12 protein-coding genes are annotated in these 13,107 nt (G+C 69.4%); 6 read left to right on the plus strand and 6 right to left on the minus strand.

Annotated elements, in window-relative coordinates:
* Positions 1 to 167 precede the first annotated feature (167 nt).
* Positions 168 to 1,565 (minus strand): hypothetical protein, encoded by a 1,398-nt coding sequence (locus MYF83_RS28890; protein WP_248963887.1) that lies wholly within the window; start codon positions 1,563 to 1,565, stop codon positions 168 to 170.
* Positions 1,566 to 1,794: 229 nt separating this feature from the next.
* On the opposite strand from MYF83_RS28890, the gene MYF83_RS28895 reads away from it, so the two are divergent.
* Positions 1,795 to 3,858: a hydantoinase/oxoprolinase family protein gene (locus tag MYF83_RS28895; protein WP_248963888.1), complete on the plus strand. Its 2,064-nt coding sequence runs from the start codon at positions 1,795 to 1,797 to the stop codon at positions 3,856 to 3,858.
* Positions 3,855 to 5,726: a hydantoinase B/oxoprolinase family protein gene (locus MYF83_RS28900; protein WP_248963889.1), complete on the plus strand. Its 1,872-nt coding sequence runs from the start codon at positions 3,855 to 3,857 to the stop codon at positions 5,724 to 5,726. Before MYF83_RS28895 ends, MYF83_RS28900 begins: the two co-directional genes overlap by 4 nt.
* Before the next feature lie 238 nt (positions 5,727 to 5,964).
* Here the strand turns inward: MYF83_RS28900 and MYF83_RS28905 are convergent, their stop codons facing one another.
* Entirely contained in the window at positions 5,965 to 6,390 is a 426-nt protein-coding gene (locus MYF83_RS28905; RefSeq protein WP_248963890.1) for an ATP-binding protein, read from the minus strand.
* A 358-nt stretch (positions 6,391 to 6,748) separates the two neighbouring features.
* On the opposite strand from MYF83_RS28905, the gene pip reads away from it, so the two are divergent.
* From pip to MYF83_RS28920, 3 genes are all read left to right on the plus strand, one after another.
* Positions 6,749 to 7,714: a prolyl aminopeptidase gene (gene pip / locus MYF83_RS28910; RefSeq protein WP_248963985.1), complete on the plus strand. Its 966-nt coding sequence runs from the start codon at positions 6,749 to 6,751 to the stop codon at positions 7,712 to 7,714.
* 121 nt (positions 7,715 to 7,835) lie between these two features.
* Positions 7,836 to 8,009 carry an SWIM zinc finger family protein gene (locus tag MYF83_RS28915; protein ID WP_248963891.1) on the plus strand — a complete coding sequence of 58 codons (174 nt, stop codon included), beginning with the start codon at positions 7,836 to 7,838 and terminating at the stop codon, positions 8,007 to 8,009.
* Positions 8,006 to 9,559, plus strand: coding sequence for an SWIM zinc finger family protein (locus MYF83_RS28920; RefSeq protein ID WP_248963892.1), 1,554 nt, complete (start codon positions 8,006 to 8,008; stop codon positions 9,557 to 9,559). The genes MYF83_RS28915 and MYF83_RS28920 overlap by 4 nt, the downstream gene beginning before the upstream one ends.
* A gap of 18 nt (positions 9,560 to 9,577) precedes the next feature.
* On the opposite strand, the gene MYF83_RS28925 is transcribed toward MYF83_RS28920, so the two are convergent.
* From MYF83_RS28925 to MYF83_RS28935, 3 genes are all read right to left on the minus strand, one after another.
* Entirely contained in the window at positions 9,578 to 9,979 is a 402-nt protein-coding gene (locus MYF83_RS28925) for a type II toxin-antitoxin system VapC family toxin (protein WP_248963893.1), read from the minus strand.
* A gap of 30 nt (positions 9,980 to 10,009) precedes the next feature.
* Positions 10,010 to 10,234: an AbrB/MazE/SpoVT family DNA-binding domain-containing protein gene (locus MYF83_RS28930; protein WP_248963894.1), complete on the minus strand. Its 225-nt coding sequence runs from the start codon at positions 10,232 to 10,234 to the stop codon at positions 10,010 to 10,012.
* 176 nt (positions 10,235 to 10,410) lie between these two features.
* Positions 10,411 to 10,842, minus strand: a complete 432-nt coding sequence (locus MYF83_RS28935) for a hypothetical protein (protein ID WP_248963895.1) — start codon at positions 10,840 to 10,842, stop codon at positions 10,411 to 10,413.
* Between the two features lie 476 nt (positions 10,843 to 11,318).
* Between MYF83_RS28935 and MYF83_RS28940 the strand changes: the two genes are divergently transcribed.
* Positions 11,319 to 12,722 (plus strand): NsdA family TPR-like regulatory protein, encoded by a 1,404-nt coding sequence (locus MYF83_RS28940; protein WP_248963896.1) that lies wholly within the window; start codon positions 11,319 to 11,321, stop codon positions 12,720 to 12,722.
* Between the two features lie 58 nt (positions 12,723 to 12,780).
* Here the strand turns inward: MYF83_RS28940 and MYF83_RS28945 are convergent, their stop codons facing one another.
* Positions 12,781 to 13,083, minus strand: coding sequence for a hypothetical protein (locus tag MYF83_RS28945; protein ID WP_248963897.1), 303 nt, complete (start codon positions 13,081 to 13,083; stop codon positions 12,781 to 12,783).
* Between the last annotated feature and the right edge of the window lie 24 nt (positions 13,084 to 13,107).

A 13,107-nucleotide genomic window follows, 5' to 3' on the forward strand; every position in this document is an offset into this window, starting at 1 on the left:
CACCCAGCCCCCACCCATGCTTGCGGGGTCGTCCGTCCGGCGTGGTTGTTTCTCCCGCCCGTCACGTGTGGTGGGTTGTCAGGCGCCGGGGCGGCGAGGACCGGTACGGCGGTTCCGGCGCCTTCGTACGGTGGGAAACCCGGGGGTCCCTCCTGGGACCGAGTGGTTCACTCGTATGGCCGGGTGGCCACGTGGCGGAGCCGGGTGATGCCTGGAACGGCCAGGCGGCCCGGCTCCCCGCCGTCGTGCCCCTCGCGGACGTCGAACCGCAGGACGCCGTCGGCGACCCCTACATAGAGACCGGCCTCGTCCGGGGTCACCGCGACGCCCATTGCGGGGCCTGGCAGCCGCCATTCGCGCCGCAGGGCGAGGGTGTAGGGGTCCAGGGAACGTACGGACGGACCGGCGGCGATGTAGAGGTGGTCACCCGCCGCCACGGCGGACGCGCCGCCGGAAGTCCCGCTGCCTGCGGAGGACGGGCTGGATGGCGTGCCGGGGGAGGACGGACTGGATGGCACGCCGGAGGAGGACGGGCTGGATGGCGTGCCGCTGGACGAAGTCCCTGTGGAGGAGGCGACGAGTGTGGTGGTGTCGAGGATGGTGAGTGACTCGGTGCTCGCGCGTATCAGGGTCCTGTGGTCGTCCTCGTACACGTACAGGGCGTCGGCGGAGACCGCGAGCGTGTGCCCTTCCGCGGGGCCTCTCCCGAAAGGTTCGGGGAGGTCGAGGCAGTAGGCCCACCGCTGGCCGAGGTCGAGCACGTGGACGAACGCGTGGACTCCCGTCGTCCTGCCGGCGACCAGGTCGCGGGTGTGCAGGTGGTCGGGCTGGTGGGTGTAGAGGGTGTAGAGCCGCTGGTGGCCGGGGTCCAGGACGGCGGCGCGCCCGTCGCCGCGCATGGTCTCCTCCGCCCCCTCGGGCACGGGCTGCTTGTCCCTGGTGAGCAGCGGCCACAGCTTGCCCTCCTCGAGGTCGTAGACCCTGACGCGGTAGCTGTCCGGGGCGGTCGCGGGCAGGTACTGCAGGACGTACAGGGCGTCCCCACCAGGGGAGAAGCCGTCGGGCTCGAAGTTGCCGTCCAGCCGCAGGGTCCTTGGCGCCGCCTGCCCGGACGGGTCGGCGACGACCATGGTGGTGGTACGGCGCCCGGGCTTGCCGTAGGGGGAGGCCGGAGGAGGGGCGGTGAGGGCCACCACGTTGCCCGACGAGGACACCACACGAGGAACCAGACCTGGTGGGATCGTCGTACGGAACAGCTCCGCGCCGGTACGAGCGTCCAGGGTCAGCAGCTCGCCCGCCGGGGACACGGTGTGGAGACGCTCCCAGCCGGCCGCCGGCACGGGCCGTGCCGGCGAGAACAGCGTGGCGCCGCTCTGGGCGTCGATGGCCGACACCTGCGCCGAGACGTCGGCGTACAGCAGCAGGCCCTCGGCCCGCGGTGTGCCGGCCGCCACAGGGCGTGCGGCGGCGGAGGGACGGGTGCCGCCCGGGCCGCTCGTGCACGATGTGAGCAGTGCCGCGCCGGCGACACCGCCCGTGAACCTGAAGAAGTCGCGTCGCTCCATGCCCTTCCTACCGCGGGAGCCGCCTGGAGGTTCCACCCACCATTCGCGGAGCCGCCTGGGGGTTCGACCCGGCGTCGCGAGGAACGCTTCCTCCCGCTGGAACCGTCCGGAGGCTCCACTCGGCGTCGCCGAGGATGGCCCGGAGGGCGGAAAGTGCCGAGGAATGGGCCATTTCTTGGCGGATGTCGCTGATTCGGGAGGCTGGAGGGGTTCAGTAAACACTGGAAGCATGCGCAGCGTCCGTATCGGCGTCGACACCGGGGGCACGTTCACCGACGTGGTCGCGGTGGACGAGCAGACCGGTGAGATCACCACGACCAAGACCCCTTCCACGCCCGGCGACCCGGCGGACGGGTTCATGAACGGCGTGCACAAGATCCTGGCCGGTCGTGACCTGTCCGAGGTCGCCGGCATCGTGCACGGCACCACCGTCGCCACCAACCAGCTCCTGGAGGACCGCCCCGTCGATCTGGGCTTCGTCACCACCGAGGGGTTCGAGTTCATCCTGGAGATCGCCCGGCAGAGTGTCCCGGACGGCTACGGCAACTCCTACTTCTGGGTGAAGCCGCCGCGCATCGTGCCCGTGCACCGGGTGAAGACGGTCGGCGGGCGGCTGGACCACCTGGGCGAGGAGGTTCGGCCGTTCGACGAGGAGCAGGCCATAGAGGTGGCACGGTGGTTCCGCGACCAGGGTGTCACGGCCGTCGGGGTGTGCTTCCTGCACTCCTACGCCAACCCGGCGCACGAGCGTCTCATGCGCGGCGTGCTCGAGCGCGAGCATCCCGGCGTGGTCGTGTCCCTGTCGAGTGACGTCCTGCGCGAGTACCGCGAGTACGAGCGCTCGGTGACGACCCTGGTCGACGCGGCCGTCAAGCCCACGATGCGTCGCTACATCGACGCACTGTCCTCGCGCCTCGGCATGCCGTTCTCGGTGATGAAGAGCAACGGCGGGGTGCTGTCGGCGGCCGAGGTGGTCCACCAGCCGATCGCGACGGTGCTGTCCGGCCCGGCCGCCGGCGCGCTGGGCGCCGCGCTCATCGCCGGCGGCGCGGGCCATCCGTCGGTCATCACGCTGGACGGCGGCGGCACCTCGACGGACGTCGCGGTCGTCGTCGACGGCGAGCCGTCCCTGACCACCGAGGGGTCCATCGGCCGCTACCCCTGCAAGATCCCGATGATCGACATCGTGACGGTCGGCGCGGGCGGCGGCTCGATCGCGTGGATCTCGCCGGAGGGCACGCTCAAGGTCGGGCCGAGGTCCGCCGGGGCCGACCCCGGGCCGATCTGCTACGGCAAGGGCGGAACCGAGGTGACGGTCACCGACGCCCATGTCTTCCTCGGCCGCGTGCCGCCGCACCTGCTCGGCGGCGAGATCCCCCTGGACACGGCGGCGGCGCGGTCCGGCATCGAGGCGCTGGCGGACAAGCTGGGGCTGTCCCCGGAGCGCACGGCGGTGGGCATCCTGGAGATCAGCGCCTTCAACCAGTCGAACGCCATCCGGCAGCTCACGGTCAAGCGCGGGCTCGACGTGCGCGACTTCCCGATGGTGGCCTTCGGTGGCTCGGGACCGCTCCTGGTCTGCCGCCTCATCGACATCCTGTCCGTCCCCGCGGTCGTCGTGCCCGCCAACCCGGGCAACGTCTCGGCGTTCGGGCTGCTCACGGTGGACGTGAAGAACGACTACGTGCGCACGCACGTGACCCGCGAGCTGTCGCTGGAGACGGCGGCCGCCATCCTCGGCGACCTGGAGGCGCAGGCGGCCGACGCCCTGGACCGCGAAGGCTTCCCGGCCGGGCGGCACGTCTACGCGCGCAGCGCCGACCTGCGCTACTACGGCCAGGCCTACGAGGTGCGGGTCCCCGCGCCGTCCGGCCCGCTCGACGAGGCGTGGCGTGCGGAGGTCCTCGACCGGTTCCACCAGGCCCACCACCGGCTCTACGGGTACGGCTACCGCGACGATCCCCGTCACGCCGTCGAATGGGTCAACCTGCGGGTGTCCGGCATCGGCCCGATCACCCGCCCGGTCGTCCCCGAACTGCCGCCCGCCGGGGACGGCCCGCCGCCGCCCCCGGACCACCGGCGGGTGTACTTCGACGAGGACCCCGCCTCGCCGCTCCAGGAGGACGGCTGGTGGACGGCGCCAGTCCACCGGCGCGCGGACCTGCGCCGCGGTGACGTCGTCACCGGCCCGGCGGTGATCGAGGAGTACGGTTCCACGCTTCCGTTGCACCCGGGATTCACCGCCGAGGTGGACGCCCACGGAAACCTCGTAGTGAAGGGAGCGGGCCGGTGACAGCGGTCGACCCGGTGCTGGTGGAGATCGTCGAGGGGACGCTCGCGTCGGTGGAGATGGAGGTCGAGACGGCCATCGCCCGCACGGCCCGCTCGCCGATGATCCGCGACGCGCACGACTTCCGCGCGGGGATCCACGACGTGCGGCTGCGCAAGCTGACCGGCCGCTCGTACTCGGCCCTCGTCCAGCCGATCGTGCGCGACTTCCCGGTCGCGGAGATGAACCCCGGGGACGTCTTCTTCCACAACGACGTCTACCTCTCCGAAGGCGGCATCGGCCACCTGCCCGACCTGTGCGTCACCGTCCCGGTGTTCCACGACGGCGAGGTGGTGGCGTTCGTGCAGGCGTTCGGGCACCATGACGACATCGGCGGGGCCGTCCCCGGCTCGATGCCCTCACGCGCGGTCAGCGCCTTCGAGGAAGGGCTGATGGTCCCGCCGATCAAGCTATGGGACCGGGGCGTCCCCAACAGGGCTGCCCTGACCATCATGACCAGGAACTCCCGGATGCCCGACTCGCTGGCCGGGGACCTGGACGCCGAGTGCTCCGCCTGTCTCATGGGCGCCCGCCGCCTCGGCGAGCTGTTCGACAGGTACGGCAGGGCCGCGGTCGAGGCGTGCTTCGACGCGATCATCTCCAAGACCACCGAGACCTTCCGGCGTGAGCTGCTGGCCAAGATCCCGGCGGGCGTGCACGTCTGGGAGGACTACGCCGAGCACGACGGCGTGGACGAGCCAAGGCTGCACGCCCAGCGCATCACGCTCACCGTCGACCATTCCGCCGACACGCCGCTGGTCATCGACTTCACCGGCACCTCGCCGCAGGCCAAGGGGCCCATCAACCACGCCGGCGACTACGCCGACGGGGTGTTCCTGAAGAAGTGGCTGGCGCCCATCCTGCGCAACCTGGCCGACACCCCGGAACGCATGGCCGAGCTGGACGTCAACGAGGGCGTGGTGCCGCTGATCGAGATGCGGTTCCCGGAGAAGGGCACGCTGCTCACCCCGATCTTCCCCGCGCCCACCAACGCCCGCACGTTCGTCATCCTGCGGCTGCTCGGCGTGCTCGCCGGGGTCCTCGCCAAGGCCACCGGAGGGCGGATGCCCGCCGACCAGGAGACCATCCGCTACACCGGCGTGTACGGGGACGACGACGAGGGCCGGCCGTACCTGATGAGAGAGGTCCTCGGCGGCGGCTCCGGCGGGCGCTGGTACGCCGACGGCGAGGACACCATCCACGTCGTCCCCGACTCGCGCAACATCCCCGTCGAGTTCGCCGAGTCGCGCTGGCCGTTCCGGGTGGAGCGCCTCGGCCTGGCCCGCGACTCCGGCGGTCCCGGTCTCTACCGGGGCGGCCTCGGGTACGACAAGCACATCCGGATGCTGCGCGACGCCTCGTTCATGTCCATCGCCGACCGCTCCATCCTGGCCTGCTGGGGAGTGAACGCCGGCCGGGCCGGGCGCCCTTTCCTGGTCACCGTCGGCGACCAGGAGATGGAGGGGCTCGTGGACGACTTCCCGGTGAAGGCGGGGGAGATCGTCCGGGTCAGGACCACCGGAGGCGGCGGCTGGGGCTCGCCCTACGACCGCGACCCCGAGCTGGTGGCCGCGGACGTCCGGGACGGCAAGGTCTCCGCCGAGGGCGCCCGCGACGACTACGGCGTCATCCTGTACGGCCCCGCCGACGAGCCGCGGGTCGCCGGCGCGGCCACCGAGGACCTGCGCGCCGCGCTCCGCGCCGCCCGGCCGGCGACCTTCTTCGACCGGGGCCCGGGCTACCCCCTGCTGTCGGGCGGCCGCCCGCACGCCGACGTGGACGTCATCGACGGCGGCGGCGGGGACGGCGCGGACGATGACCGCGCACGGTGACGGTGGCGGGTGGAGGACGGGGTGACGTGACGGCGGCTGATGGAGGACGGGCTCCTTCACCAGCCGCTCGCACCCGAAGAACAGGTCGGCGTGCTCCGGCCCGAAGGTCGCCGGCCCGAGGTAGGGCGCGGGAACGCATGAAAGAGTCTTTCCGGATCGCCGGAGCCATCCGACGGCCCATCATGACCCGAGGCTGAATCCCCGATCCCCTCGCTCGGGCGACCGCCGTTCCGGGTTCTCACGAGGACGCCGGCGTCGCATTCACTCGCGGTCTCGGATGGACGCCCAAGGCGAACCAGACCACGCAGCGCGGACGCTCCTCGATGAAGCCCCACTGATCGGACAGGGCGCGCAACAGGCGGATCCCCCTGCCGGACTCCGCCAGGTCGCCCCTGGCATGCCGGCAGACGCACGGCGAGGTCTCCGCTCCCTCGTCGACCACCTCGATCTGCACACGCTCCTGGCCGTCGAGGAGGACGACGACGCCGACCGCGGCCGACCGCGTGTGCACCACCGCGTTGGTGAAGGTCTCCGACAGCAGGAGCACGGCGTCGTCACGGCGCGGATGCCCGTCGAGGAGCTTGCCCACCCACCGCCGGGCCTCGCCCACCGCCGCCTCCCGGGCGGGGAAAGCCATCCTCTCCAGCAGGCCCGGATCCGGCATGGAACTCCTCGCGCCGCTCCGCGCCGCTCCGGTCGAGCCGACGTCCCCACCGTCTGCACCGGGCACGTGTCACCCACCTCCACTGCTCGCCTCTGGTGTTCCCGGGAGACGCTAGGAAGCGCGTACGGCTGCGAGCAGCACTCCGACGTGCCGTCGACGGTCGCCGAGCCGCCGGTCACGTGTCATCTCCGTGTCGTACGCGTCAAGACTTCCGCCAGGTGTCGACAGGTGAGCCGCCGCGTTCTCCATCGGTCCGGCGGTGCCGCACGGCGTTCCGCACGTATGCCGACACGCGGATCCGGGCGAAGTGAGGGTCCCGATGGTGAGGCACGCGGTCACGCTGCGAAAATTGCTGGTCATGAGGACCCTCTATCCACCTGTCGAGCCATACGACTCCGGGCGGCTCCACGTCGGCGACGACGACCAGATCTATTGGGAGGTCTGCGGCAACCCCGGCGGCAAGCCGGTGGTCATGGTGCATGGGGGGCCCGGTAGCGGATGCACTCCCGAACACCGTCGCCAGTTCGACCCCGAGGCGTACCGCATCGTGCTGTTCGACCAGCGCAACTGCGGGCGCAGCCTGCCGCATGCGAGCGATCCGGCCGTGTCGCTGGAGCACAACACGACATGGCAGCTCGTCGCCGACATGGAACGCCTGCGCGAGCACCTCGGCATCAAGCGCTGGCAGGTCTTCGGCGGCTCCTGGGGGAGCACGCTGTCGCTCGCGTACTCCCAGACGCACCCCGATCGGGTGACCGAACTGGTGATACGCGGCATCTTCCTGCTCCGGAACTTCGAGCTCCAGTGGTTCTACCAGGAAGGGGCGTCGCTGGTCTTCCCCGACCGGTGGGAGAGCTACGTCGCGCCGATCCCGGAGAACGAGCGCGGCGACCTGATCGCCGCCTTCCATGCCCGCCTCAACGACCCGGACCCGGCGGTACGGCTCCCGGCGGCACACGCGTGGAGCGCCTGGGAGGACTCCACGATCACCCTGCGGCCGGACCCGAAGACCGGCGCCACACACTCCGAGGACGCCGCCGCCGTCGCGTTCGCCCGCATCGAGAACCACTACTTCGTCAACAACGGCTTCTTCGATGACGACCAGCTCCTCCGCGACGTCGACAAGATCAGGCACATCCCCTGCGTCATCGTCCAAGGCCGATACGACATGTGCACCCCGGCCCAGACCGCTTGGGACCTGCACCGTGCCTGGCCCGAAGCCGACTTCCACATCATCGACGACGCCGGCCACGCCTACTCCGAGCCCGGCATCCTCAACCGCCTCATCGAAACCACCGACCGCTTCGCCCACCGCCCCAGCTGATCCGGCCCGCCGGTAAGGCACAGACGGCCAGAGGTGAGTCACTGGGCGCGAGGTCAACTGCTGGTGTCGGCCGCTCCCTGAACGGGTTGCGCTCCCGGGAAAACCCGGAAGGATACGCGGCATGGCGAAAGTCATGGTGACCGAGGGGTTGATCCGCCGTTGTGCGGACGGGCGCTCCTTCGAACGCGGTCGGGCGTACTTTGCTCAGGGGCGGGTGCGCAGACTGGCCGTCGACGGGACGATCGTGACGGCGACGGTGGACGGCCCGGGACCTACCGGGTACGGCTGCGCGTGACGGCCACTGAACTCGACGGGCAGTGCAGCTGCCCCTACGGCGCGGACGGCATGTTCTGCAAGCATTGCGTCGCGGTCGGGCTGGCTTGGCTGGCGCGGGGCGAGCCGATCGCCGAGCCGTCCGCTGTCCCGGAGAAGATCACCGATGAGAGGCTGCGCGGCTTCCTTCAGGCGCGGGACCCGCGGTGGCTGGCCGACGAACTGCTGCGCGCCGCGCAGGCCGATCCCCTGCTGCGGGCGCGGCTGGAGGTCGCGGCGGGTGCCGATGCCCGGCACGCCTTTGATGAGCGCAACCTGCGCACCCGCTTGGACGACGTGATCGAGCTCGACGATTATGTGTCCTACGGCGAGGCATACTCCCACTTCGGCCGAGTCGCCGACGTGTTGGGCGAGGTGGCGGAGCTGATCGGTGCGGGGTTCGCCGACAACGCCATCGAGCTGGCCGAATACGCGATGGAGCTGATCGAGGCCTCGGCAGGCGCTGTCGACGATTCCAACGGCGAGGTCGGCGGTGCGCTCGCCCTGGCGCAACAGATCCATCTGGACGCCTGTACGGCGGGCGGTCCCGACCCGGTCGCGCTCGCGGATCGGTTGGTGGACCGCGCTCTGTCCAGCGACTACGAGGTGTTCCTCGATGCGATGCCCGGTTACGCCGAGGTTCTCGGCGAGGCGGGGATGACCCGCTACCGGCAGCGGGTGGAGGCGGCCTGGCAAGCACTGCCCCCCAAGCAACCCGGCGTTTACGGCGACGGCCGGTTCACCGTCACCTACCTGATGGAGCGCCTGGCCGAATGTCAGGGCGGCACCGACGCGCTGATCGAGATCCTGGCGCATGATGTCACCTCCGGCTACGACGTGCTGCGGATCGCACAGAAGCTGGCCGATGACCACCGGGACGAGGAGGCGCTGGTGTGGATCCAGCGCGGCCTGGACGATTTCGGCGGCGCCGTACACGGAGACCGGCTTCGTAGCCTGGGTGCGGACTGCCTGCTGCGCCTGGGCCGCCGGGAGGAGGCCGCCCGGCACCTGTGGGCCAACTTCGAAGACAGCCCGTCGCTCGCGGACTACCAGGCGTTGCACGCGGCGGCGGGCGAGGACTTTCCCGTGTGGCGGGAGCGGGCGCTGACCCTGTTGCGTGCGCAGCCTGCGGCGGTCGAGCGCCACATGGGCGTCCGCTACGTCCAGAGCGCGGGGCGCTCGGTCCTGGTGGAGGTCCTGCTGTGGGAGGGGGACGTCGACCACGCGTGGCAGGCCGCGCAGCAGGGCGGGTGCCATCAGGATCTGTGGCTCCGGGTGGCCAGGGCACGCGCAGCCACCCACCCGGCCGACGCCCTACCCGTTCTGCGGCGGGCCGCAGAACGGCTGATCGAGCAGAAGAACCGCTCGTCCTACCAGCAGGCAGCCGAACTGCTGGCCGAGTCCGAGGCCCTGTCCATGAGGTGCGGGCAGAGCGAGGGGTTCCAGGCGTACATGGTCGGCCTGCGGGCGGCGAACAAGCCCAAGCGGGCCCTACGGGAGGAACTCGATCGGGCTCGCCTCCCCGGTGGGTAGGGGGGCGGATTCGAGACGTCACTCCGGCGCGATCAGCGTGACTCTCGGAAAGTAGGTGCGGTATCTGGCTGCATCTCGCGTGAGCAGCCGGTAGTGCTTCACGGCCGCGTGCGCCCCGATGTAGAAGTCGGGCAGCGGTGATGTCTTCCCCCCGCCCCTACGCCGGTATATCCCGTAGGCCTTGCCGACAAGGAAACCTGCTTCGTAGGGGAGCGGCTCGCGGCGGTAGTCCTCGGAAGGAAGGGCGTATTCGAGCTCCTCCATTGTCTCGATCCCCGCTGACAGCTCTGCGTAAATGATGGGATTGATCACAATTGGCCCTTCGTCCGCGGCTGCCGCCAGAGCCACGGACGACCACTTCTGCCACCTGGAGTCCTCGCCGATCACGTCGATCAGAACGCAGGAGTCGACAAGGGTCACAGGTGTCCGAATGACTGCCAGATCAGTCTTTTAACCACGTAGGAGCTCCATCAACTCATCTGTGCTCATTGTGAGCCGGGCACTGTTCTGCAGCCGCTTGACCATTCGCTGCCCCCGGGTCAGCCCCTCGTCCGTACGTACGATCCGTACGCTGCTGCCCTCAACGACGAAGTCGACCTCATCGCCTTCGTGAAGGTTCAGCTGCTGTCGGATTTCGGCCGGGATGGTGACCTGCCCCTTCGATGTGATCTTCATGAAAGCCTCCCTACGAAGTATTACCCGTAAGAGGTAGGAACACGTCCACCGTCTTCGAGGAGGTCTGGTCGCGGTCGTGGCGGTGCTTGTTCCGCCACGCGGGGGTGACCGTCGAGGATGTCGGGGATCCACCACCGCGCCTCGCCGACGGACCTCCTAGGCCGGGAACGTGGCCTTCAACCGCCTGATTCGCGAAGTTCCGTGATCGCACGCGCTCGTCGGGCGGCAATGCATGCTCGTAGCCCGCGAGGCAGGAGCAGTGCCGCGATGGTCCCCGTCGACGCGATGAGTGCGACGATCGTGACCACCTCGCCCGGGAGCATCGTTAACTCCACGCGGTCGTGGCCGCGCTGAAGTTCGGCCGCCGCGAAGTGAAGCCGGCCGAGCGAGGCCAGCGTGAGGCCGAGCGAGAGGAGAACCCAGGCGGCGACGAAGCGGTCCGGTTCGCTCGCGATGAGCAAGAGCAGAAGGCAGGACAAGATCAGCAGGGTCAGCGTGAGCTCGGCGGCGGACGTCACCTTGTCACCGGCGGACGCGTTCGCCAGATCCCACAGGGACAGACGCCTGATCGTGTCAGTCCCATCCCCGTAGTGGCGGTGGAAGCGCATCCAGGGCAGCGCACTGGCGATGAGGAGCAGGACGGAGAGGGTCGCTCCCCGTGCCGCGTGCGCGAGCCTGCGGCCGACGTCGGCAGACCACGGGGAGCCGGCGTGCCGTTCGCCTGGCCGCATAGCCATTTGCCGGACGGAATCGTTGCCGTCCGCGGTGTCGACCAGATCAGAGCAGGGCTGCTGGACATGTGAGTCAAATGTCACTTTCGAATCGGGTGAAGACGCTTCGAGGCACCGAGGTGGTTCGCTTTGGCGGGCGTCGTACTTGCCCGGCCCGGGCCCCCGACCGCCTGAGCTTCGTATCGGCTGGGGACGCTAAGCGGCTCCTGAGATCGCCGCCACGACCCGGCCGTGCCATGACGGGGCACAGAGGTGTCGTCCATGCGTCATTCAGGTGTCGTACCTGGCCAGATGCGGAAACGCCGGGAGATCTCGGCCGCAAGTGACTTAGTGTAATCACTCGAGAGCTTTACGTGTTCAAATTGGTTGTGGAAGGGGGGGCGCTCATGCCTGGTCGGCAGACCTTGCTCAAGGTGTTGCTGATGAAGCGTCATCAGGAGACGCATCGGGCGTTCTGCCTGGAGTACGACAAGGTGGCGCGCAGCATCGATCGCAACCTGATCGGCTCGTCGCCGAGTCGCGAGGCCTTCGGACGCTGGCTGAAGGGCCACCTGAAGACCAAACCGCACGCCGACCACTGCCGGGTGCTGGAGCGGATGTTCCCCGGCCACACGGTTGCGGAACTGCTCGCGCCGTATGACCCTGGAGCCAAGGATTCCGGCGTTCAGGAAACGCGCCCCGGCTCCCGGGAGGCGGACACGAACAGGCGAGAGGTATTCCAACTCGGCGCCACCACCATGGCCTTGGGCCTGGCGGAAAGCATCTGGCGCGGGCCTGACCTGTTCGAACAGGTTCTGGACTCGAACAATGTCGGTGAAGCCCGACTTCTTTACCTAGAAAACGAGGCCGACCAGCTCGGACAGAAGGTCCCGCCCGCAGAGCTGTTGCCCGATGCCCTGCTTCACCTTGTGAGCGTCCGGGAACTGCTCACGCACAGGCAGCCCGTAGAGGCCCAACGTCGACTCATCCGGGTCGGAGCCAAGCTCTCCATCGTGATCGGCGAGATCATGTTCTGCGCCAATCACTTCCCTCTGGCCAGGCGCTGGTACGCGGCGGCGGCTCGCGCGGCGGACGAGGCCGGGGACCGCCATCTCGCTGATCTCACTTTGGCCAGTTCGGCCCTCATGCCGACCTATTCCTCGGAACCGAGGGCGGTTCTTGCCATGGTCGGTCCACGGCTTGAGCAAGCACTGGGGGCGACACCTGCCCTCGCGTGGATGTGGGGCTTGGCCGCGCTTGCGCACGCGTCTCTCGGAGACCAGACGGCTTTCGAACGAGCCATCAACAGGTCCCGCTACACGTTGGATCGCTGTTCCGCCGACGCGCTTCGGCCGGGCATTCTGTCGTTCCAGCCCGAAAGGCAAGTGTTCTACGAGGCGCGCGGACGAGCCGACCTCGGTGATCTGGACGGCACAGCGGAGACGGTGGCCCCGGCGTTGTCGTCCTACGAATCGGCAGATTCCAACGATCCCGCTCTTGTGCGCTTCGCTTACGCGTGCGCGCTAGCCAAGGCGGGAGAGGTCGAGGAAGCCTGCCGTTTCGCCACCACCGCCGTCCGTGACACACCCCCGAGGCAGAGCATCACCGTGGTAGTACGCGCCCACGAGTTCGACGCGCTGCTCGCACCGTCGGGTTCAGCAACCGCTGACTGGCGAGAGGCACTTTCCGACCTCCGGGCCCCTGACCCGACAACGCTGCCTGCCAACCCTGTCATCCCCGCGAGCCTGATCTTCGCCACGCCAGGACGCTGCCCGTGAGGGTTCACCGGCTTCCTCGCCGTATGGCGGCACCGGTCGCTTCCGGCTTCAGCGTCGGCTATGACCAGCCGCTCATGCTGGCTGCTGCTGCCCGCGAAACCTTGCTCGGAGTAGACCGCAGCTCGGCTTCCAGTTCGGCAAGGACATGTTGAACGGCCGTCTTCATCCGTGCTTTGCGGCCGTTCAACTCTTCGCCGAAGGCCCGAGCGGTCGGCCCCACCCATACGGCCTGACCGCCGAACCGCGCGCATGCCGGATCGAGAACGGTCTCCAGCACGTGAACGTGCGCGCGCACGGCGGCAAGGGCCGCTTCCAGGTCCTGATACCGGGGATTGGGCACCAGATCGTCGTCGATGGGCAACGCCGGGCTCCTGCTGGGCTGAAA

Source organism: Sphaerisporangium perillae (genome assembly GCF_023276435.1).
Taxonomy (GTDB): domain Bacteria; phylum Actinomycetota; class Actinomycetes; order Streptosporangiales; family Streptosporangiaceae; genus Sphaerisporangium; species Sphaerisporangium perillae.

Excerpts from the sequence above, each read along its gene's own strand:
- MYF83_RS28890 (WP_248963887.1), bottom strand. The coding sequence starts at position 1,565 with ATGGAGCGACGCGACTTCTTCAGGTTCACGGGCGGTGTCGCCGGCGCG.
- MYF83_RS28895 (WP_248963888.1), top strand. The coding sequence starts at position 1,795 with ATGCGCAGCGTCCGTATCGGCGTCGACACCGGGGGCACGTTCACCGAC.
- MYF83_RS28905 (WP_248963890.1), bottom strand. The coding sequence starts at position 6,390 with ATGCCGGATCCGGGCCTGCTGGAGAGGATGGCTTTCCCCGCCCGGGAG.
- pip (WP_248963985.1), top strand. The coding sequence starts at position 6,749 with ATGAGGACCCTCTATCCACCTGTCGAGCCATACGACTCCGGGCGGCTC.
- MYF83_RS28915 (WP_248963891.1), top strand. The coding sequence starts at position 7,836 with ATGGCGAAAGTCATGGTGACCGAGGGGTTGATCCGCCGTTGTGCGGAC.
- MYF83_RS28930 (WP_248963894.1), bottom strand. The coding sequence starts at position 10,234 with ATGAAGATCACATCGAAGGGGCAGGTCACCATCCCGGCCGAAATCCGA.
- MYF83_RS28935 (WP_248963895.1), bottom strand. The coding sequence starts at position 10,842 with ATGCGCTTCCACCGCCACTACGGGGATGGGACTGACACGATCAGGCGT.